This window comes from Streptomyces sp. NPDC051822, assembly GCF_044452745.1.
Taxonomy (GTDB): Bacteria; Actinomycetota; Actinomycetes; order Streptomycetales; family Streptomycetaceae; genus Streptomyces.
The window spans coordinates 412017-432982 of sequence record NZ_JBITBZ010000001.1; the positions used below are offsets into that span (position 1 = coordinate 412017).

The window sequence follows — 20966 nt, forward strand, 5'->3', positions numbered from 1 at the left end:
CAAGGCGGAACCCGTGAATCTGGACGACTTCTCCGATCTGATCGAGCGCGCCGACGGCGGTATCCGGCGCGACGCCGAGGAGCGCCGTGAGCGGCTGATCGTGCCGCCGGGGGCGCTCGGCCGGCTCGACGAGCTGGGTGAGTGGCTGTCGGCCGCACAGGCCTCGGTCAAGGTGCGGGCGATCGAGCAGCCGAAGGTGGTGCTCTTCGCGGGCGACCACGGGGTGGCCTCGCTGGACGTGTCGGGCCGCCCGGCGGGTACCGCGCACGAGCTGGTGCGGGCGGTGCTCGACGGGGCGAGCCCGGTGGCCGTGCTCGCCCGGTCGACGGGCGTGCCGGTGCGCGTCGTGGACGCCGGTCTCGACTGCGACCCGGAGCTGCTGCCGGCCGAGGTGGTACGCCACCGGGTGCGGCGCGGCAGCGGCCGGATCGACGTGGAGAACGCGCTGACGGCCGAGGAGACCGAGGCGGCGGTCCGGCTCGGGATCGCGATCGCCGACGAGGAGGCGGACTCGGGCACCGATCTGGTGGTGCTCGGGGATCTGAGCGTCGGTGGGACGACGCCCGCGTCCACCCTGATCGCGGCCCTGTGCGGGACGGATGCGTCCGTGGTGACGGGCCGGGGCGGCGCCGGGATCGACGATCTGGCGTGGATGCGCAAGTGCGCGGCGATCCGGGACGCGCTGCGGCGGGCCCGGCCGGTCCTGGGCGACCAGTTGGAGCTGCTCGCGGCGGTCGGCGGGGCGGACCTGGCGGCGATGACCGGTTTCCTGCTCCAGGCCTCGGTGCGGCGGATGCCGGTGATCCTGGACGGTGTGGTCGGGGCGGCGTGCGCGCTCGTGGCGCAGCGGGCGGCGTTCCGGGCGCCGGACTGGTGGCTGGCGGGCCAGGTGAGCGGCGAGCCGGCGCAGGCGAAGGCCCTGGACCGGATGGCGCTCAACCCTCTGCTCGACCACGGCGTCCATGTGGGTGAGGGAACCGGGGCACTGCTCGCGCTTCCCCTCGTCCAGGCCGCGGCGGCGTTCGCCGCGGAGCTGCCCGAGCGTCCGGATCCGACCACTCCGGAGGCGTCGGACGGGTCCGAGGGGCCTGGCGGGGAGAACTGAGCGAAGACGGACTCGTCGACTCCGGAGGCGGTCACGCGCGACGCGCGCGTGGCCGTCTCAGGCGTCTCCGCACGGCAAGCACTGCCCCATATGATCGCTTTTCATGGGAGAAGTCCGCTTGTCTGCCGAAGCAGCACCCCGGGGCACCACCGCCCGTTCGCGGCGCAGCGCCGCGTTCGCCGTCTGGTACCTGCGCGTCGTCACGTTCATCAATTTCCTGAGTGCCGTCTGGGTCTCCCTCGGACAGGACCTGCGCCGGCACAACGAGGACAACTACTTCACCCCGTACATGCTCACGGCCGGCTTCGCCTCGGGGGTCTTCACCCTGTTCCTGGCGATCACCATGCGGCGCCGCAAACGGGCCGCGTGGATTCTCAACCTGGTGCTCAGCGGGCTCTTCCTGCTGCTCTTCGCGCTGGTGATGTTCTTCCCGGAGGTCCGCCGGCACGCCCAGAACTGGATCTCGCTGGTCCTGACCGCCGCCTTCGTCCTCGCCCTGCTGTTCGGCCGCAAGGAGTTCTACGCGAAGGGCGACCGCTCCAACCCGCTGCTCGCGGCGATCGTGGCGGTCGGCGGACTGCTCGTCACCTCGCTGCTCGCGGCCGTCCTGGTCACCGCCACCAACACCGCCACCGGGTCCTCCACCTTCCTGGAGCGCTGGCGGTACGGCGTGATGCGGCTGATCACCCTGGCCGCGGACGACTCCCGGTTCGCCGGCATCGCCACCCCCGGCTGGGTCGACGTCACCATCAACGTCCTGTCCACGCTGCTGCTGTTCGCGGTGCTCTTCGCCGCGTTCCGCTCCCGCCGGGCGGTCGACCCGCTGACCGAGGAGGACGAGGAACGGCTGCGGATCCTGCTTGACAAGCACGGGGACCGCGACTCGCTCGGCTACTTCGCGCTGCGCCGCGAGAAGAGCGTCGTGTGGTCGCCGAGCGAGAAGGCCGCGATCACCTACCGGGTGGTCGGCGGGGTGTCGCTCGCCTCGGGCGATCCGATCGGCGACCCCGAGGCCTGGCCGGGCGCCATCGAACCCTGGCTGGCGGAGGCGCGCGAGCACGGCTGGATCCCGGCCGTGATGGGAGCGAGCGAGGAGGCCGGCACCATCTACGCCCGGCACGGCCTCGACGCCCTGGAACTGGGCGACGAGGCGATCGTGGAGACCGCTGAGTTCACCCTCGACGGGCGGGCCATGAGGACGGTCCGGCAGGCGTTCAACCGGGTCAAGCGGGCCGGGTACGAGGTCCGTATCCGGCGCCACGAGGACATTCCGGCCGAGGAGATGGCCGAGTTGCTCGGAAAGGCCGACGACTGGCGGGACGGGGCCACCGAGCGCGGCTTCTCGATGGCGCTCGGGCGGCTCGGCGACCCGCGCGACGGGCGCTGCGTGATGCTGGAGTGCACCGACGGGCAGGGCGAGCTGCGCGCCGTGCTGTCCTTCGTCCCCTGGGGGCCCAAGGGACTCTCGCTCGACCTGATGCGCCGTGACCGGGACTCCGAGAACGGCCTGATGGAGTTCATGGTCATCGAACTCCTCCAGCGGGCCGAGGAGATCGGGATCACTCAGGTCTCACTGAACTTCGCGATGTTCCGCTCCGTCTTCGAACGTGGCTCGAAGCTCGGGGCGGGGCCCGTGCTGCGCATGTGGCGTTCGCTGCTCAGCTTCTTCTCCCGCTGGTGGCAGATCGAGTCGCTGTACCGCGCCAACGCCAAGTACCGACCGATCTGGGAGCCCCGATTCATGCTCTTCGAGAAGAGTGCGGACCTGCTGCGCATCGGCCTCGCCGCCGGGCGCGCCGAAGGGTTCCTGGAGGCCCCCGGGTTGCCGAAGTGGATGCACCGCAGGCATCTGGAGAGCGGCCGTTGAGCGGGACCGCGGGCGGGTTCGCGCGCCGCGAGTGGGGTCCGCTGTCCACCGCCGTCAGGGCGGCGCTCGTGACGAGGAGGTGGCGCGCGGTCCCGATGACCCTGGCCGCCGTCTGCCTGACCGCCCTCTTCCAGGTCGTCCAGAACCAGGACTGGGGCTATCAGCCGGTCCAGAACATCGGTTCCGTACGGGCCGAGGACCCGCTGTGGCTCGCGCTCCTGCGGACCCCGCTCTCGCTCTTCGTCCCCGCGCTCGACCTGCCCGTGTGGGGCGCCCTGGCCCAGGTCCTGCTGGTGTTCGGGATCGCCGAGATCTGTCTCGGGCGGGGGCGGACGCTCGCCGTGGCCTATCTGGCCACCCTCTGCGGGACGCTGTACGCGCGCGTGGGCATCGCCCTCGGCCCGGGCACCCCGCTCGGCCTGCCCGCCACCGACGCGCAGGTGGTCGACACCGGTCCCTCGGCGGCCGTGGTGGGCCTCGCCGTGTACGTCTGCTGGCGCTACCGGGCTTTCCGGACCGGTGGGGCGGTGGTCGTGGCCATGGTCGTCGAGGTGATCGTCAAGCCGAACCTGGCGGGCAAGGAGCACCTCGCCGCCATCGCGGGCGTCCTCGTCCTGATCGCGGTCGAGGCCTGGCGCGAGCGCCTTCAGGAGCGCGGTCAGGAAGGGGTGGAGCCTCGCCCCGGGACCCGCTCCTGGAAGCCGCCGATCAAGTCCTGAGCGCGGCGCCGGACCTTGGTCCAGCGCTTGTCGTGGCGGTACGTACGGATCCGGGAGCGGGCCCGTGCCCGGTGGCGGCGGCCGTAGAACCGCCGTGACCACCAGGAACCGGGGCGGGCGAGGCGGACGGCGCCGACGAGCGCCACGAACGGGACGAGGACCCCGAGGACGGCCATCCGGAACTTCCCCTTCACCAGGGCGATCAGGATGAAGAGGAAGTTCACCGCCAGGGTCAGGAGGAAGGTGGTCCGGTCCTGGCGCTCGTCGGCGGTCATGTCGTCGACCCCGAGCGGCGAGAAACCGCTCAGGGCGAGCCCCACCAGGGCCGCCGTCAGGACGACCACCTCGACGCTCTTGCGGCCCTCGTCGCTCCAGTACACGTCGTCGAGGTGCAGGATCAGCGCGAACTCGTCGAGGACGAGCCCCGCACCCACCCCGAAGACCACCGCGAACACGGCCGCCCCGAGCCCGTGCCGGCCACTGCCCACCGCGCCGAAGCCGCCGAGGACGGCGAGCACGACCCCCGGCACGACGTGATGGATATGGACGCTGCCGGAGGAGACGTTCCGGAAGGGCCCCTTCCCCGCCCGGATCATCCGGGTGACGGTCCGGGTGACCAGGAACGTCACGACGAACGAGGTCAGCGCGAGAAGCATCGGGAGCTTTCCCGGTTCGACGATGTTGCGGGAGAACCAGTGACCCATGCCACCCCGTTCCGAAGTGCCTGGAATGCGCGGTATGCGCAATCTACCGTCCCGGAGCGGCCATTACCCTGCCCGGATGGACGGCCTGCGTTTCGCCTTCGGCACCCTCACCGTGTTCCCCGCCCGCATCACCCGCTGGGACCGGGACGCGGCGCGCGCCGGCATGCTCTGCGCCCCGCTGGCCGGTCTGACCGTCGGGCTCTGCGCCGCCGCGCTCGGCGGCGCGTTCCTCGCACTCGGCTCGGGACCGCTGCTCGCCGCCGTGGTCACCACCGCCGCACCGGCCGCCCTCACCCGCGGCCTCCACCTCGACGGCCTCGCGGACACCGCCGACGGCCTGGGCAGCGCCAAGCCCGCCGAGGACGCGCTGCGCATCATGAAGCAGTCGGACGTGGGCCCGTTCGGCGTCATCGTGCTGCTCCTCGTCCTGCTCGCCCAGGTCGCCGCCCTCTTCGAGCTGTACGGGGAGAGCTGGGCGCACGGCACGGCCGGTGCCGTCCTCGCCGCCACCGTCGCCCGCCTCGCCCTCACCCACTCCTCCCGCCACGGCGTCCCCGCCGCCCGCCCAGAAGGCCTCGGCGCGATCGTCGCGGCCACGGTCCCGGTGCGCTCCGCGACCCTCACGACCGCGCTCGTCCTGGTGGCGTGCGCGGCGACGGGCCTGCTGTTCTCCCCGTACGACGCGGTGCGCAACGTCCTGGCGGCCGGCGCGGCGCTCGCCGTCGCGGCGCTGCTGCTCCGGCGGTGCGTACGGCGGTTCGGCGGGGTGACGGGGGACGTGTTCGGCGCGGTGGAGGAGACGGCGGCGACAGTCGCGCTCGTCGCACTGACCCTGGGGTGACCCTCCGGCGCGTCAGCAGGCCCGGCGCCAGACCCCGAGGTCGTACCGCTTCAGCATGGAGCTGAGGCCCAGTTCCCTGGCCTGCGGACAGAACTCGGCGGTATCCATTTCGTACTCGACGTGGAAGACCGCCTTGCCCGCCGCGACGAACGGGACGAGCCGGTCGCACTCGTCGTACTCGGCGCACTGTTCGTTGACCGCGAAGTCGAAGTCCGGAAGCAGCTCCGGGATCTGGTCCAGGTCGTTCTTGAGGCCCACCGCGAGGCCCCGCTCGTGGGCCAGACGGGCGATCAGGCGGTTGTAGCGGAGCTGGTCGGCGGCGGTGAGGGGGAACCCGGTGCGGTTCTCGAAGCCGTCCATGTTGTCGGGTTCGACGGCGTCGAAGCCCTTGTCGCGGCACATGTCGAGGCGTTCGGCCATGAGGGGTTCGAGGACGTCGGTGCGGCGGATGTCGAGCCAGCGCTCGCCCTCCCAGCCGTTGCCCTTGCCGAGCACGGACTTCGGGAAGCGGCCGGCGTCGGGGCGGAAGTCCTCCCAGGCGCCGGTGGACAGGTAGCAGATGACCTTGCGGCCCCTGCGGTGCAGGTCGGTGACCGTCGACGCCGGATGGTCGAAGCCGTCGATGTCGTACACGGGGACGTCGACGGTCGGGTCGAGCCGGCCGCTGAGCTGCCACTGCCAGGCGAGGCCCGGCGCCGGCCGCCACCGCTCCTCCGCCCGTTTCGGGTCGGGTCCTGGGCCCGCCGTGCAGGCCGTGGCGAGGAGCAGCAGGCCCGCGAGCAGCGGCAGGAGGCGTCTCATCGGGCGGGCTCCAGGAGGTGCGGAAGGGTGCCCCAGGGGTGCGCCCCGGTGCCGGGGACGGCGCAGTGGACGGGGGTCGCGGGGCGGGTACCGGGCGGGGCCGCGTAGACGAGGTGGCAGTAGTGCGCGGCGACCGGCAGGTCGAGCGTCCGGTACGTGTCCCAGGGGCCCTCGAAGGTGACGAGGAGGTCGGCGAGTTCCTCGTAGCCGGGGTCGGGGTGGGCGCCGTGGTTGAGGACGAGGGTCGCGGCGCCGACGGACCTGGCCGCGACCGCGATCCGCCGGTAGTGGGCGAGGGCGCCGGGCGCGGTCGCCACCTGGTCGAGGAAGGCGCCGTCGGTGCCGTACCAGTCGCGGTGCCGGACGAGGTCGGTGACGACCTCGGCGTGCGGGCGGCGCCCGTAGGCGGTGTCCGCGTACCCGAGGAGCCGTACACCGGCCGCCCTCAGCCGCCCGGCCGCCGCCGCGAACGCCGGGTCCGGAGCGTCGCCCGCGCCGCTCGCCGGGTTGACGACGACGCCGTACAGCGACGGCGCCGCGTCGACGAGGGCCGACCAGGCCTCGGGGCGGTCGGCCGGGTGCTCGTAGAACGGCACCAGGAGGAGACGATTCAAGGTCCCGGTTCCTCTAGACGCGGTGGGCGGTCGGTCGTACCAGCAGAACACAGCTGAGGAGGGCGAGCACCGCCGCCGCTCCCCCGGCCGCCACCGGGCCCGCCGCGGGTTCCACGGTCTGCGCGGCGGCCGCGAGCAGGCACACGGCCGCCGCGCTCACCACCGCGCCGAAGGCCTGGAGCAGCAGGCCCAGCCAGAGCACCGTTCCGAGGAGGAGCAGGGTGATGAGGCGTACCGGTGTCGGCCAGGGTGCGCCCGGCCAGGCGAGGGTCGCGGCGAGGGTGAGGGCGAAGAGGACGGTGAGGTAGCCGCCCAGGCAGAGCACGAGGGTTCCGGTGACCGCGCGGCGGAACTCGCGGGCGGTGGTGAGCGTCCGCAGCCGGGTCAGGCTCTCGCCCCGGAAGCGGTGCAGCAGCCACTCGGCGGGCCCCATGGAGAGGGTGAGCGCGATGACCGCCCCTGCCCCGCTGACCAGGGTGTCGCCGACGCCGGCGTGGAGGACGAGCAGGCCGCTGCCGAGGCCGAAGAGGCCGTACGGAAGGGAGGCGGCGCGCGGTGGCCCGCCGCGGCCCGCCGCACCGCGCCGGGCGCCGGGCCGCAGGACGAGGGCGGCGAAGGCGACGCCTGCCGTGAGCGAGGTGAGGAGGAGTGCGGCGCGCAGGAGGTCGGGCAGGTCCCAGCGGAAGGCGGGGACGGCGCCGGCGAGCGGCAGGAGGGCCCAGAGCAGGGCGCGTTCGCGGCCGAGGACCAGGAGCACGGTCGCGGCGGCGAGGTAGAGCGACTGCCCGGCGGCGAAGAGCGCCGCCGGGGTCTCGCCGGGCGCGGCGGTCGCGAAGGCGACGGCGGTGCCGGCGAGGGCGCCCGCAGGGGCGCCGGTGAGCAGGGCGCGGGCGGCGGCGGGCCGGTCGCCGAGGCCGAGCCAGGTGTACGCGCGGTGGGACAGGGTCTGGTTCCAGACCCAGCCGGTGACGGCGCCGCCGAGGAGCGGAACGGTTCCGCCGGGGAGTCCGAACCTGCCCTGTTCGGCGGCGAGGAACGGCGCCGCGAGGACGTACGCGAGGCCGGGCAGCGCGAAGACGAGGCCGCGCAGGAGACAGCCGGCGAGCCCGGTGTGCCAGGCGTCGCCCCGCGGTGCCTCCGGTGCGGGGTGGCGCCGCTCCACGCGCGCGTAGAGGTCCTCGGCGAGGGCGAAGGAGTCGGCGCGGCCGTAGGTGAGCCGGATGTGGTCGTCGGTCATGCCGTCGGATTCGAGGAGGGCGGCTATCTCGTCCGGGTGCACGGCGACGGCGACGAACGGGTCGAGCCGCTCGACGAGTGCGTCGAGCGGGTCGGCGGCGAGGTCGCCTCCGGCGGGTCGGGTGGTGTCCGGGGGTGGAGCCCCGGTGCGGGGGCGCGGGATCGCCGGGAGCGGAGTCACCGTGTCCGGGGGCTTCAGCCAGAGGGAGCCGCTCATGCCGGGGTGCCTCCCGGGACGAGGGCCGTGGGGGTGCGGCGCGGGGCGGGGATGCGCAGGCGGAGCGGTTCGGGGGTGACGGCCGGGGCCGGGCGCGGTCGGCGGGCGCCCGCGAGTTCGCGGTAGATCTGGCGGAAGCCGTCCACGGAGCGGTTCAGGGTGAACCGGTCGATGACCCGCTGCCGGGCGAGGCGTCCGAGTTCGGCGCGCCGGGCGCCGTTCCTGAGGAGTTCGGTGACGGCGGCGGCCATCACGGCCGGTTCGCGGGGCGGGACGACGATCCCGGTGTCGCCGACGGCCTCCCGTACCCCGCCGACGTCCGTGGAGACGGTGGCCCGGCCGCAGGACATGGCCTCGATGAGGGAGAAGGGAAAGCCCTCGCTGATGGAGGAGAGCATGACGACGCTGCCCGCCGCGTAGGCGCGCGGCACCTCGGAGACCCGGCCCTCGAAGCGGACGCCGTCGGTGACGCCGAGTTCGGCGGCGAGCTTCTCCAGGCGCGTCAGGTAGTCCTCGTTCCCGGCGGGGACCGGGCCGAACAGCCTCAGCCGCAGCGCGGGCAGTTCGGCACGGCAGATCGCGTACGCCCTGATCAGGGTCTCCAGGTCCTTGATGGGATCGATCCGCCCGCACCAGCTGAGGGTGGGGGTCTCGGGTTCGGGTCCCGCCTCCGGGAAGAGGGCCGGGTCGACGCCGTTGTAGACGGTGCGGATGCGGTCGGCGGGGGCTCCGCCGCGCTCCTCCCAGCGCCGGTTGTACTGGTTGCAGGGGGTGATGAGGTCGGCCTTGCGGTAGCCGAGGGTGTTGAGCTCGCGGTAGAAGCCGAGCATGAGGGCCTTGACGGGCCAGCGTTGCGCCTCTGTGCGGTAGCCGAGGTAGCGCTCGCGGAGGTAGATGCCGTGTTCGGTGAGCAGGAAGGGCACTCCTTCGAAGTGCTGGGCGGCGAGCGCGGGCAGCGTGGCGAGGCCGCTGGAGACGGCGTGCGCGACGCCGTCGGCGGATATCCGGGCGGCGAGCGGGCGCAGGGCGTGTTCGAGGAGGTCGGTGGCGGTGAGCGCGTCGTGGACGGTGGGCCGGGCGGCGGTCGTGGGCAGGTGCGGCATGGTCCAGATCCACATCAGGGACCGCAGGGCCGTCTCGGAGCGCAGGGCGGTCGTCAGCCGTCCCTGCCGGGCGAGTGCGGCCAGCTCGTACAGGCTGGTGCCGAAGTCGTAGCCGGCCCCGGGGTCGAGGAGGGCGAGCAGGAGCCGTTCGTACGTGTCGAGGAAGCGGCGGCGGTCGCGCCCCCGCAGGGGCCGGCGCGCGCGCATGGGCGCCGGTCCCTGCGAGAGTCCCCAGAGGGGGTACGCGGTGTGCCGGGTGACGTTGTCCGGCAGCTCCCAGGTGACGGGTTCGCGGCCGCTGCCGGTGAGGGCGAGGATCTCGAAGTCGACCTCGGGCATGCCGCGGACGAGCTGGTCGCACCAGGTGCTGACGCCGCCGTGGACGTGCGGGTAGGTGCCTTCGGTGAGCATGGTGACGTGACGGCCACTGCTCGGCATGTGCGGTTCCCCCCAGAACGTGCTGGTCAGGCGGTCGGGAGCGTGAGTGTGACGCTGGTCTGGAGCGCTTCGGGCGCGGTCCAGGCGGAGCGGGTGCCCGCGTAGGGCGCGCCGAAGGCGGTGGAGCCGAGGAGGAGTTGCTTGCGGGTGCCCTCGGGGGCGGTGATCGGCGCGGTGACGCCCGCGGGCGCCTTGACGGTGACCGTGGAGCCGATGCGGTAGGCGGTGACCTTCCCGGCGGCGACGGCCTGGGCCCAGGCGGCGCGGCGGTTGAGTTCGGTGCCGACGTCCCTCTGACGGGGGTTCACCACGGGGGCGCTGGGTGCGAAGAGGGCCCGGTAGTCGGTGAGGACCTTGTCGAGGACGGGGTAGAGGAGGCGTTCCTCGGCGAGGTTGGACTGGTGGACGTAGTGCGGGCGGGGGTCGTTGCCCATCACGTGCGAGAGGGCGGTGCGGGCCTCCTGCGGGACGATGTGGTCCGCGTATCCGGTGGTGGCGGGGAGCGGGGCGGGGAGGCAGGTGGAGGCCGGGTTGATCTCGCAGACGCCGCTGCCGCCGTCGGCGCGGGAGGTGTAGACCCAGTTGTACTCGTCGGTCATCTCGGCGGCGGTGCCCACGTTGTAGTACACGTTCATGGGGTGGCGGGGCACGGTCTTCGCGGCGCCGGTGGTGGTGCCGAGGGAACGTTGCTGCGGTTCGCGGGAGTTGTCGCTCGCGATCCACTTGACGCCGTTGTCGGCGAGGGCTCCGGCGAGGTTCGGGTTGTCGACGGGCTGCTGGGGCAGGGTCTTGAGGCCGGAGTGCTCGCCGGTGACGAGTTCGGCGCGGTCGACGGAGATGCCCTTGCCGACGGCCCAGTTGTGGTTGTTGCGGATCTGGCCGGAGAGTGTGGAGCGGCTGACCCAGAGGGTGTTCCCCGCGGTGTCCTTGGCGCACTGCCAGGGGACGACGGCGTTGTCCTGGACGCAGCCGAGGAAGGGGTGGGTGTAGGTGTGGTTGATCCACCGGTACTGGGCGCGGTCGGCGACGAGCCGGTCGGTGAGCGGATCGCTGCCGCCGTGCTCGGTCCTCCACTGCTCGCCCTGGCCGCCGTTGTAGACCATGTCGAGGGTGAAGCCGGAGGCCTTCTGCCAGGCGGCGGCGTACTGGGCGTCGGCGACCGTCATCCGGATCGGGTTCACGCCCTCGCCGTCGTCGCCGACGCAGTCGAAGTCGCCGGGGGTGCAGTTGAGGGCCGTGTCCCAGCGGGCGTCGGGGGCGAAGACGTCGTCGACGTGGACGGAGAGGTAGTTGCGGCTCTGGCCGAGGTGTACGCCCTGGGTGAGCCATTCGACGATGCCGCGGGCGAGGGCCCGGAACTGCCGCTGGTGCTGGTTGTAGGCGAAGGTGACGACGAGTTCGCGGCGCCCGTCGGCGGCGTACTCGCCGACGAGGCTGGCCCGGCCGCCTTCGGAGCCGGCGACGGGGACGTCGAGGTAGCTGGTGTAGCCGGCGCGCGGGCGGCCCGCGTAGCCGTAACTCTCGGCGATGGACGGGTCGTTGTCCTCGAAGGTGAGCGCCCCGGACAGGTACCGGAAGGGGCCCGCCTTGCCGGCTGCGGTGACGCCCGCGGTGGTGCCGTCGAGGACGCCGGACCAGCCGCCCTCGTTGGTGTAGTCGAGTCCGACGCCGGGGTGCGACCAGGTGTAGGCGTCGACCTGCGGGATGCCGAAGGTCCGTTCGTACGTCTGGAGGGCGGTGTGCTCGGCGGAGTCGGGTCCGAAGGCGGTCTCGTGCGGCAGGACGACGCCCTGGTACTTGGCGCGGGGCCGCCCGTCGACCGTGTCGCTGAGGAAGGCCGTGTTCAGCACCGGCCGGTTCGGGTCGTTGAGGTCGATCCTGCGGTACGGGACGCCGGAGCCCTTCAGCTCGGCGGTGATCGCCCCAACCGCGCTGCCGCCGTCGTCGACGACGAGGACGGTGAGGTCGACGCGGGGCGGTGTCGCCGCGACGGCCTGCGCGGACGGCACGACGGTGGCGAGCAGCGCGGCGGCGGCGAGGGCCGCGACCCGGGCGGTGCGGGGTGCGCCGCCGGTGGTACGGGGTGCGGAGCGGGCGCCGCGGCTGGTGCGGAGCGCGGTTCTGGGCGTACGGATTCGGCCGGAGTCCATCGGGTGGTGTCCCCCCTCGGCAGGTCCGCCCGCGCCCTGACCGGGGCGGGGGGAGCTGTGGAGATGCTGCAGATGATGCGAAGACGAGCGGGTCGTCCTTGCGTGACTGAGGCGAGTGTGGAGGAGCGCTCCGAGCCAGAACGGTAAACATGAAAGAGACACCACGGATGAGTGAATCACCGCCGCCGTGAGCGAACCGGGCGAGCGAGCGTAGGCTCGTTCTCGGCGCTCTCCGGGCCGAAATACGATGCGGCGGGCACGGTCGGCCTATCCCTCGACCGCCACAGAACTCAATGGAAGCGAGATTTCACCACCGTGACTGCTCTCACTCTCAGTACTGCCGGCGCGGCGACGCTGCGCGCCGACGCCCTCGTCGTCGGCGTCGCGAAGTCCGGGAAGACGCTCGTCGTCGCCCCGGGCGCCGAGGCCGTCGACAAGGCCTTCGAAGGCCGGCTCGCCGCCGTCCTGGAGACCCTGGGCGCCTCCGGTGCCGAGGGTGAGGCGACCAAGCTGCCCGCCCCCGCCGGTCTCAAGGCCCCCGTCGTGCTCGCCGTCGGCCTGGGCTCCGCCCCCGAGGACGGCGAGTCCTTCGGCGCCGAGACCCTGCGCCGCGCCGCCGGTACCGCCGCCCGCATCCTGACCGGTGCGAAGAAGGCCGCGTTCGCGCTGCCGATCGCCACCGCCGACGACGCCGCCGCCATCGCGGAGGGCGCCCTGCTCGGCGCGTACGCCTTCACGGCCTACCAGGAGAACGGCAAGGACGCGAAGAAGCCCCTCGCCGAGGTCGCCCTGCTCGGCGCCAAGCCGCGCGACAAGGCCTTCAAGGCCGCCGCCGAGCGCGCGCAGGCCGTCGCGGAGGAGATGAACCGCGCCCGCGACCTGATCAACATGCCGCCGAACGACCTGACCCCGGCCGCCTTCGCCGCCGCCGCCCAGACCGCCGGCAAGGAGCACGGCCTCAAGGTCCAGATCCTCGACGAGAAGGCGCTCGCCAAGGGCGGCTACGGCGGCATCCTGGGCGTCGGCAACGGCTCCGAGAACCCGCCGCGCCTGGTCCGGATCGCGTACACCCACGCGCGGGCGGAGAAGACCCTCGCCCTCGTCGGCAAGGGCATCACCTACGACTCGGGCGGCATCTCCCTGAAGCCGGCCGGCCACAACGAGACGATGAAGTGCGACATGAGCGGCGCCGCCGCCGTGTTCTCCGCCGTCGTCGCCGCGGCCCGCCTCGGCCTGGAGGTCAACGTCACCGGCTGGCTCGCCCTCGCCGAGAACATGCCGTCCGGCTCCGCCACCCGCCCGGGTGACGTGCTCCGCATGTACAGCGGCAAGACCGTCGAGGTCCTGAACACCGACGCCGAGGGCCGGCTCGTCCTCGCCGACGCCCTGACCCGCGCCTCCGAGGAGCACCCGGACGCGATCGTCGACGTGGCGACCCTGACCGGCGCCATGGTCCTGGCGCTCGGCAACCGCACCTTCGGCATCATGGCCAACGACGACGACTACCGCTCGGCGATCCACGAGATCGCCGAGGAGGTCGGCGAGCAGTCCTGGCCGATGCCGCTCCCCGCGGACCTGCGCAAGGGCATGGACTCCCCCACCGCCGACATCGCCAACATGGGTGAGCGGATGGGCGGCGGCCTGGTCGCCGGTCTCTTCCTCCAGGAGTTCGTGGGCGAGGGCATCACCTGGGCCCACCTGGACATCGCGGGCCCCGCCTTCCACGAGGGCGCCCCCTACGGCTACACCCCCAAGGGCGGCACCGGCTCCTCGGTCCGCACCCTGGTGAAGCTGGCCGAGCGCACCGCCGCCGGCGAGCTCTGAGCAGTGGCGTGACGGTACGGCCCCGGGCTTCGCGCCCGGGGCCGTACTGTTCGCCGCCCGTTCGCTCGCGACGAAATCCGTAGGTTCGTACGCCGCCGGGACCCCGCCGTACGGACGATCGGCCGTCTCAGAGCACGGCCCCGCGTCCCGCCGTCCGTCAACAAGTGCGAAGATGGGTTCTCGGCAGGACAGGGCCCCCACCACAGGGCCGAAATAAAGCGGCCGGACACCAGCCGCCGCCCGGTCTTCGACGACCGGCGACGAGCGCACATGCATGGAGGACGTGACGTGGCGAACGACGCCAGCACCGTTTTCGACCTAGTGATCCTCGGCGGCGGTAGCGGCGGTTACGCCGCGGCCCTGCGCGGAGCGCAGCTGGGCCTGGACGTCGCACTGATCGAGAAGAACAAGCTCGGCGGCACCTGCCTGCACAACGGCTGCATCCCGACGAAGGCCCTGCTCCACGCCGGCGAGATCGCCGACCAGGCGCGCGAGGCCGAGCAGTTCGGTGTCAAGGCCTCCTTCGAGGGCATCGACATCAAGGGCGTGCACAAGTACAAGGACGACGTGATCTCGGGCCTGTACAAGGGTCTGCAGGGTCTCGTCGCCTCCCGCAAGGTGACCTACATCGAGGGCGCCGGCCGCCTCTCCTCCCCGACCTCCGTCGACGTGGACGGCCGTCGCGTCGAGGGCCGTCACGTCCTCCTCGCCACGGGCTCCGTGCCGAAGTCGCTCCCGGGCCTGGAGATCGACGGCAACCGGATCATCACGTCGGACCACGCGCTGACCCTGGACCGGGTCCCGGAGTCCGCGATCATCCTGGGCGGCGGCGTCATCGGCGTCGAGTTCGCCTCCGCCTGGAAGTCCTTCGGCACCGACGTCACGGTGATCGAGGGCATGAAGCACCTCGTCCCGGTCGAGGACGAGAACAGCTCGAAGCTTCTTGAGCGCGCGTTCCGCAAGCGCGGCATCAAGTTCAACCTCGGCACGTTCTTCCAGTCCGCCGAGTACACCGACAGCGGCGTCAGGGTCACCCTGGCCGACGGCAAGACCTTCGAGGCCGAGGTGCTGCTCGTCGCCATCGGCCGCGGCCCGGTCTCCGCGGGGCTCGGTTACGAGGAGCAGGGCGTCGCGATGGACCGCGGCTACGTCCTGGTCGACGAGTACATGCGCACCAACGTGCCGACGATCTCGGCCGTGGGCGACCTCGTCCCGACGCTCCAGCTCGCGCACGTCGGCTTCGCCGAGGGCATCCTCGTCGCGGAGCGCCTGGCCGGCCTGAAGGCCGTCCCGATCGACTACGACGGCGTGCCGCGGGTGACGTACTGCCACCCCGAGGTCGCCTCCGTCGGCATCACCGAGGCGAAGGCCAAGGAGATCTACGGCGCGGACAAGGTCGTCGCCCTGAAGTACAACCTCGCGGGCAACGGCAAGAGCAAGATCCTCAAGACCGCGGGCGAGATCAAGCTCGTCCAGGTCAAGGACGGTGCCGTGGTCGGCGTCCACATGGTCGGTGACCGCATGGGCGAGCAGGTCGGCGAAGCGCAGCTGATCTACAACTGGGAGGCGCTGCCGGCCGAGGTCGCGCAGCTCATCCACGCCCACCCGACGCAGAACGAGGCGCTCGGCGAGGCCCACCTGGCCCTGGCCGGCAAGCCGCTGCACTCCCACGACTGACGCTCACGTCATCACAGGGCGCGACGACCACTTTCCGCAATTCGTTAGGAGCAACTGAAACCATGTCGGTTTCCGTAACCCTGCCGGCGCTCGGCGAGAGCGTCACCGAGGGCACCGTCACCCGCTGGCTCAAGGCCGAGGGTGAGCGTGTCGAGGCCGACGAGCCGCTGCTCGAGGTCTCGACCGACAAGGTCGACACCGAGATCCCCGCCCCCGCCTCGGGCATCCTGGCCTCCATCAAGGTCGCCGAGGACGAGACGGTCGAGGTCGGTGCCGAGCTGGCCATCATCGACGACGGCTCCGGTGCCCCCGCCGCTGCCGCCGCCCCGGCCGCCGAGGCCGCTCCGGCCCCGGCCGCCCCGCAGCAGGAGGCCCCGGCCCCCGCGCCGCAGGCCGCCCCGTCGACCGAGGCCGAGGCCCCGGCTCCGGCCCCGACGGCCGAGGCCGCCGCCGGCGGCGGTTCCGCCGAGGGCACGGACGTCGTGCTTCCGGCGCTCGGCGAGTCCGTCACCGAGGGCACCGTCACCCGCTGGCTGAAGTCGGTCGGCGAGTCCGTCGAGGCCGACGAGCCGCTGCTCGAGGTCTCCACGGACAAGGTCGACACCGAGATCCCGGCCCCGGTCTCCGGTGTCCTCCTGGAGATCGTCGTCGCCGAGGACGAGTCCGCCGAGGTCGGCGCCAAGCTTGCCGTCATCGGCGCCGCGGGTGCCGCTCCGGCCGCCGCCCCGGCTCCGGCTCCGGCCGCCCCCGCCGCCGCTCCGGCTCCGGCCGCGGCCCCGGCTCCCGCGCCGGCCGCCCCGGCTGCCGCTCCGGCTCCGGCCCCGGCTCCCGCGCCGGCCGCCCCGGCCGCCGCTCCGGCTCCGGTCGCCGCCGCCCCGTCCCTCGCCCCGGCCGTGGTCACCCCGGTTCCCGCGGCGCCCGCCCCGGCTCCGGCCGCGCCGTCGGAGGATGGCGCGTACGTGACCCCGCTCGTCCGCAAGCTCGCCACCGAGAACGGTGTCGACCTCGCGGCCGTCAAGGGCTCCGGCGTCGGCGGTCGTATCCGCAAGCAGGACGTCCTCGCGGCCGCCGAGGCCAAGAAGGCCGCCGCGGCCGCTCCCGCCGCCGCTGCTCCGGCCGCCGCCGCCCCGAAGGCCCCGTCGCTCGAGGTCTCGCCGCTGCGCGGTCAGACCGTCAAGATGACCCGCATGCGCAAGGTCATCGGCGACAACATGATGAAGGCGCTGCACGGCCAGGCCCAGCTGACCTCGGTCGTCGAGGTCGACATCACCAAGCTGATGAAGCTGCGCGCCCGTGCCAAGGACGCGTTCGCGGCCCGTGAGGGCGTCAAGCTCTCCCCGATGCCGTTCTTCGTCAAGGCCGCGGCCCAGGCGCTGAAGGCCTTCCCGGTCATCAACGCCCGGATCAACGAGGACGAGGGCACGATCACCTACTTCGACACCGAGAACATCGGTATCGCGGTGGACTCCGAGAAGGGTCTGATGACCCCGGTCATCAAGGGTGCGGGCGACCTCAACATCGCCGGCATCTCGAAGAAGACCGCGGAGCTGGCCGGCGCCGTGCGCGCCAGCAAGATCACGCCGGACGACCTGGCCGGTGCGACCTTCACCATCTCCAACACCGGTTCGCGCGGTGCGCTGTTCGACACGATCATCGTGCCCCCGAACCAGGTCGCCATCCTGGGCATCGGCGCCACCGTGCGCCGTCCGGTCGTCATCAACCACCCGGACCTGGGTGAGACGATCGCGATCCGCGACATGACGTACGTCGCGCTGTCCTACGACCACCGTCTGGTGGACGGCGCCGACGCCGCCCGCTACCTGACGGCCGTCAAGGCGATCCTCGAGGCCGGCGAGTTCGAGGTCGACCTCGGTCTGTAAACACGTCGCCGTCCTGGCAACGTAACGAGCCTCACCTGCGGCGCCCCCGTCCGGAAGTGTTTCCGGGCGGGGGCGCCGCCGTATTGTCTTGAGAGTCAACACTCCCCGAGGAGCCGCGTCATGACCGTCCCCGTCGTCCACTCGCTGCGCGAGCAGATCCGCGAGCACATCGTGGAGGGGATCGTCAGTGGCCGCTGGAAGCCGGGAGAGCGGATCGTGGAGCGTCGGATCGCGACCGAGCTGGAGGTCTCCCAGACCCCGGTCCGCGAGGCGCTGCGGGAGCTGGAGTCGCTGCGGCTGATCGAGTCGGCGCCGAACAAGGGCGTCCGGGTGCGGAACCTGACCGCGGCGGACCTGGAGGAGAGCTACCCCGTACGCGCCGGTCTGGAGCAGATCGCGGCCGAGCTGGCGGCCGGCCGGCTCGCGACGGACTGCTCGGCCCTGGAGCCGCACGTGGCGGCGCTGTACGAGGCGGACGCGGCGGCCGACGGTACGGCGCAGGTGCGGCACACGGTGGCCTTCCACCGGGAGCTGGTGAAGGCGGCGGGGAACAAGGTCCTGCTGCACACCTGGGAGACACTCGGCATCGAGGTGTTCACGGCCCTGTCGATCCGCTGGCTGGGCACGGTCCAGAAGTCGTACGCGGAGGAGCACCAGGAGCTGGTGGAGGCCTTCCGCCGGGGCGATCCGAACATCGGGGCGCTCGTGAAGGCGCACGTCCTCGGCTGCGCGCCCCGGGCCTGAGTCCACGCGTGTACGCAGAGTGAGCGGGTGGTGAGCGGGTCCGCCGTACGGTGGACCCGCTCATCCGTGCGAGTGCCTTCTCATACAGCCGTCCCCACCTGCGAAAACAAGCCGAATCGAGGCACCGGGTGCCCTGTTTCGCGGCACCCTGTGCCGACTTTCTCGATCTGAAGAGGTTTTCCCCTTCAACCCTTTGATCGATCATCGATCGCCGGTTTACAGTCTTCGGCGGGCCGCTACCCGGCCCTTCGCCCTGTCCTGCCAGACAAGGCACCCCTTCTCCACCCCCACCTGTCCGGAAGGCGGCGATCATGACCGATCCCGTAGGCAAGATTCCGAGCGAGCTCGACCAGCTCCCGGACCGTGACACCGAGGAGACCGCCGAGTGGGCGGCCTCCCTGGACGCCGTCACCAAGGCCGCCGGCCCCCACCGGGCCGCCTACCTGATGCGCCGCACGCTCCAGCACGCCGAGGGCGCGGGCCTGGCCCTGCCCAAGCTCCTGGAGACGGACTACGTCAACACCATCCCGACCTCCGCCGAGCCGACGGGCGCCGCCTTCGACGGCGACGAGGCCATGGAGCGCCGGATCACCGCCTGGAACCGCTGGAACGCGGCCGCGATGGTCAGCCGCGGCTCCAAGTACGGCGTCGGCGGCCACATCGCCACCTTCGCGTCGGCCGCCTGGCTGTACGAGACCGGCTTCAACCACTTCTTCAAGGGCAAGGACTCCGGAGACGCGGTCGGTTCCGGCGACCAGCTCTACATCCAGGGTCACGCCGCCCCCGGCATCTACGCCCGCGCGTTCCTGGACGGCCGTCTGAACGAGGCCCACCTCGACAACTTCCGGCAGGAGTCCGGCGGCAACGGCCTGCCCTCCTACCCGCACCCGCGGCGCCTCCCCTGGCTGTGGGAGTTCCCCACCGTCTCCATGGGTCTCGGCCCGCTCTCCGCGATCTACCAGGCGCGCTTCAACCGCTACCTGACCAACCGCGCCATCAAGGACGTCTCCGCCTCGCACGTGTGGGCGTTCCTCGGTGACGGCGAGATGGACGAGCCCGAGTCGACCGCGGCCCTCGCCCTGGCCGCCCGCGAGGGTCTGGACAACCTGACCTTCGTCATCAACTGCAACCTGCAGCGCCTCGACGGCCCGGTCCGCGCCAACTTCAAGATCGTGCAGGAGCTGGAGGCCCAGTTCCGGGGCGCCGGCTGGAACGTCGTGAAGTCGCTGTGGGGCAACGCCTGGGACGAGCTGTTCGCGCTCGACACCACCGGCGCCCTCGTCCGCCGCCTCCGCGAGGTGCCGGACGCGCAGGTCCAGACGTACCAGACCCGCGACGCCGCCTACATCCGCCAGGACTTCTTCGGCAAGGACCCGGCGCTCGTCGCGATGGCGCAGCTGCTGAGCGACGACAAGATCCTGGAGTGCTTCCACCTCTCGCGCGGTGGCCACGAGCCGCGCAAGGTGTACGCCGCGTACAAGGCCGCCGTGGAGTTCAAGGGCGCGCCGACGGTCATCCTCGCGCAGACCGTCAAGGGCTTCACCCTCGGTGAGGGCTTCGCGTCGAAGAACGCGAACCACCAGATGAAGAAGCTCTCCACCGACGAGTTCAAGAACATGCGTGACCTCCTTGAACTGCCGATCTCGGACGCGCAGTTCGTCGACGGCCAGGTGCCCTACGGCCACCCCGGCGCCGACTCCCCCGAGGTCCGCTACCTCCAGGAGCGCCGCGCGGCCCTCGGCGGCCCGGCCCCGGCCCGCCGCACCCAGCCGCTCGCGCCGCTGCCGGCCCCGGCCGAGAAGGCCTTCACCGCCTTCGACAAGGGCTCCGGCACGCAGTCGATGGCCACGACGATGGCGTTCGTCCGCCTGGTCAAGGACCTGATCCGCGACAAGGAGACCGGCAAGCGCTGGGTCCCGATCGTCCCGGACGAGGCCCGTACCTTCGGTATGGAGTCGCTGTTCCCGTCGCTCGGCATCTACTCGCCGAAGGGCCAGACGTACGAGCCGGTCGACCGCGACCAGCTGATGTACTACAAGGAGGCCGTCAACGGCCAGATCCTCAACGAGGGGATCACCGAGGCCGGTTCGATGGCCGACTTCATCGCCGCTTCCACCGCGTACTCCACGCACGGCGAGGCGATGATCCCGTTCTACATCTTCTACTCGATGTTCGGCTGGCAGCGGACCGCCGACCAGATGTGGCAGCTCGGCGACCAGCTCGGCCGCGGCTTCCTCGTCGGCGCCACCGCGGGCCGTACGACCCTGACGGGTGAGGGCCTCCAGCACGCCGACGGCCACTCGCCGGTGATCGCGGCGACCAACCCGGCGGCCCTGACGTACGACCCGGCGTTCGCCTACGAGGTCGCGGCCATCGTCAAGGAGGGTCTGCGCCGGATGTACGGCGAGGCCGCCGAGGGCGAGGACCAGAACGTCTTCTACTACCTCACCGTCTACAACGAGCCGATGCCGCAGCCGGCCAAGCCGTCCGGCGTCGACGAGGGCATCGTCAAGGGCCTCTACCGCTTCAACACCGCGGAGTCGGCCGGTCTCGACCTGCCCGCGAACGCCCCGCGCATCCAGCTGCTCTCCTCCGGTACGGCCATCCACTGGGCCCTGGAGGCGCAGAAGGTGCTCGCCGCCGAGTGGGGCGTGGGCGCCGACGTGTGGTCCGCGACCTCCTGGACGGAGCTGCGGCGCGACGCCCTGGAGGCCGACGCGGCGCTGCTGCGCGGCGAGGAGCAGGTGCCGTACCTGCGCAGGGCGCTCGAAGGCGTCACCTCCCCGGTCCTCGCCGTCTCCGACTACATGCGCCAGGTCCCGGACCAGATCGCGCAGTGGGTCGAGCAGGACTGGTCCTCGCTCGGCGCCGACGGCTTCGGCCTCTCGGACACCCGTGACGCGGCCCGCCGCCACTTCGGCGTCGACGCCCAGTCGATCGTCGTCGCGGCGCTCGCGCAGCTGGCGCGGCGCGGCGAGGTCCGTGCGACGGCCGTGAAGGAGGCGCGCGAGCGCTACGGCCTGTAGAGGCACGCACTCCGTGAGGC

The 20966-nt window shown here is 72.2% G+C and carries 15 protein-coding genes; 9 read left to right on the forward strand and 6 right to left on the reverse strand.

The window, feature by feature from the left end:
• Nucleotides 1-13 precede the first annotated feature (13 nt).
• The 3 genes from cobT to ACIA8N_RS01890 all read left to right on the forward strand — a co-directional run bounded on the left by cobT (nt 14) and on the right by ACIA8N_RS01890 (nt 3691).
• Entirely contained in the window at nt 14-1105 is a 1092-nt protein-coding gene (cobT, locus tag ACIA8N_RS01880; protein WP_365777109.1) for a nicotinate-nucleotide--dimethylbenzimidazole phosphoribosyltransferase, read from the forward strand.
• A gap of 103 nt (nt 1106-1208) precedes the next feature.
• Entirely contained in the window at nt 1209-2972 is a 1764-nt protein-coding gene (locus tag ACIA8N_RS01885) for a phosphatidylglycerol lysyltransferase domain-containing protein (RefSeq protein ID WP_365777111.1), read from the forward strand.
• Nucleotides 2969-3691 carry a hypothetical protein gene (locus ACIA8N_RS01890; protein WP_365777113.1) on the forward strand — a complete coding sequence of 241 codons (723 nt, stop codon included), beginning with the start codon at nt 2969-2971 and terminating at the stop codon, nt 3689-3691. The genes ACIA8N_RS01885 and ACIA8N_RS01890 overlap by 4 nt, the downstream gene beginning before the upstream one ends.
• Here ACIA8N_RS01890 and ACIA8N_RS01895 read toward each other — a convergent pair.
• Complete coding sequence (locus ACIA8N_RS01895; protein WP_365777115.1) at nt 3631-4395, reverse strand: hypothetical protein; 765 nt, start codon at nt 4393-4395, stop codon at nt 3631-3633. The genes ACIA8N_RS01890 and ACIA8N_RS01895 overlap by 61 nt on opposite strands.
• Before the next feature lie 76 nt (nt 4396-4471).
• Here ACIA8N_RS01895 and ACIA8N_RS01900 point away from each other — a divergent pair, with 76 nt between their 5' ends.
• The gene (locus tag ACIA8N_RS01900; protein ID WP_365777117.1) at nt 4472-5236 is read left to right on the forward strand and encodes an adenosylcobinamide-GDP ribazoletransferase; all 765 of its coding nucleotides are present in this window, start codon (nt 4472-4474) and stop codon (nt 5234-5236) included.
• Nucleotides 5237-5248: 12 nt separating this feature from the next.
• On the opposite strand, the gene ACIA8N_RS01905 is transcribed toward ACIA8N_RS01900, so the two are convergent.
• Genes ACIA8N_RS01905 through ACIA8N_RS01925 form a run of 5 tightly spaced genes read right to left on the reverse strand, consistent with a single transcriptional unit; the run spans nt 5249 to nt 11795 of the window.
• Nucleotides 5249-6037 carry an endo alpha-1,4 polygalactosaminidase gene (locus tag ACIA8N_RS01905; protein WP_365777119.1) on the reverse strand — a complete coding sequence of 263 codons (789 nt, stop codon included), beginning with the start codon at nt 6035-6037 and terminating at the stop codon, nt 5249-5251.
• Nucleotides 6034-6651 carry a spherulation-specific family 4 protein gene (locus tag ACIA8N_RS01910; RefSeq protein WP_365777121.1) on the reverse strand — a complete coding sequence of 206 codons (618 nt, stop codon included), beginning with the start codon at nt 6649-6651 and terminating at the stop codon, nt 6034-6036. Before ACIA8N_RS01910 ends, ACIA8N_RS01905 begins: the two co-directional genes overlap by 4 nt.
• A 13-nt stretch (nt 6652-6664) precedes the next feature.
• Nucleotides 6665-8104, reverse strand: a complete 1440-nt coding sequence (locus ACIA8N_RS01915) for a hypothetical protein (RefSeq protein ID WP_365777123.1) — start codon at nt 8102-8104, stop codon at nt 6665-6667.
• Entirely contained in the window at nt 8101-9645 is a 1545-nt protein-coding gene (gene pelF, locus ACIA8N_RS01920) for a GT4 family glycosyltransferase PelF (RefSeq protein ID WP_365777125.1), read from the reverse strand. Before pelF ends, ACIA8N_RS01915 begins: the two co-directional genes overlap by 4 nt.
• Nucleotides 9646-9671: 26 nt before the next feature.
• Nucleotides 9672-11795: a hypothetical protein gene (locus ACIA8N_RS01925; RefSeq protein WP_365777127.1), complete on the reverse strand. Its 2124-nt coding sequence runs from the start codon at nt 11793-11795 to the stop codon at nt 9672-9674.
• Nucleotides 11796-12110: 315 nt separating this feature from the next.
• Between ACIA8N_RS01925 and ACIA8N_RS01930 the strand changes: the two genes are divergently transcribed.
• The 5 genes from ACIA8N_RS01930 to aceE all read left to right on the forward strand — a co-directional run bounded on the left by ACIA8N_RS01930 (nt 12111) and on the right by aceE (nt 20946).
• Nucleotides 12111-13619, forward strand: coding sequence for a leucyl aminopeptidase (locus ACIA8N_RS01930; RefSeq protein ID WP_365777129.1), 1509 nt, complete (start codon nt 12111-12113; stop codon nt 13617-13619).
• A 288-nt stretch (nt 13620-13907) separates the two neighbouring features.
• Complete coding sequence (gene lpdA / locus ACIA8N_RS01935; RefSeq protein ID WP_365777131.1) at nt 13908-15296, forward strand: dihydrolipoyl dehydrogenase; 1389 nt, start codon at nt 13908-13910, stop codon at nt 15294-15296.
• A 62-nt stretch (nt 15297-15358) separates the two neighbouring features.
• Nucleotides 15359-17176, forward strand: coding sequence for a 2-oxoglutarate dehydrogenase, E2 component, dihydrolipoamide succinyltransferase (gene sucB / locus ACIA8N_RS01940; protein WP_399415466.1), 1818 nt, complete (start codon nt 15359-15361; stop codon nt 17174-17176).
• 120 nt (nt 17177-17296) lie between these two features.
• Nucleotides 17297-17920, forward strand: a complete 624-nt coding sequence (locus ACIA8N_RS01945; protein WP_030208296.1) for a GntR family transcriptional regulator — start codon at nt 17297-17299, stop codon at nt 17918-17920.
• 311 nt (nt 17921-18231) lie between these two features.
• Nucleotides 18232-20946, forward strand: coding sequence for a pyruvate dehydrogenase (acetyl-transferring), homodimeric type (gene aceE, locus ACIA8N_RS01950; protein WP_365777135.1), 2715 nt, complete (start codon nt 18232-18234; stop codon nt 20944-20946).
• Nucleotides 20947-20966: the final 20 nt, after the last annotated feature.

Coding starts and splice junctions, on each gene's coding strand:
- ACIA8N_RS01885 (WP_365777111.1), top strand. CDS start 1,209: ATGGGAGAAGTCCGCTTGTCTGCCGAAGCAGCACCCCGGGGCACCACC.
- ACIA8N_RS01895 (WP_365777115.1), bottom strand. CDS start 4,395: ATGGGTCACTGGTTCTCCCGCAACATCGTCGAACCGGGAAAGCTCCCG.
- ACIA8N_RS01900 (WP_365777117.1), top strand. CDS start 4,472: ATGGACGGCCTGCGTTTCGCCTTCGGCACCCTCACCGTGTTCCCCGCC.
- ACIA8N_RS01905 (WP_365777119.1), bottom strand. CDS start 6,037: ATGAGACGCCTCCTGCCGCTGCTCGCGGGCCTGCTGCTCCTCGCCACG.
- ACIA8N_RS01915 (WP_365777123.1), bottom strand. CDS start 8,104: ATGAGCGGCTCCCTCTGGCTGAAGCCCCCGGACACGGTGACTCCGCTC.
- pelF (WP_365777125.1), bottom strand. CDS start 9,645: ATGCCGAGCAGTGGCCGTCACGTCACCATGCTCACCGAAGGCACCTAC.
- ACIA8N_RS01925 (WP_365777127.1), bottom strand. CDS start 11,795: ATGGACTCCGGCCGAATCCGTACGCCCAGAACCGCGCTCCGCACCAGC.
- sucB (WP_399415466.1), top strand. CDS start 15,359: ATGTCGGTTTCCGTAACCCTGCCGGCGCTCGGCGAGAGCGTCACCGAG.
- ACIA8N_RS01945 (WP_030208296.1), top strand. CDS start 17,297: ATGACCGTCCCCGTCGTCCACTCGCTGCGCGAGCAGATCCGCGAGCAC.
- aceE (WP_365777135.1), top strand. CDS start 18,232: ATGACCGATCCCGTAGGCAAGATTCCGAGCGAGCTCGACCAGCTCCCG.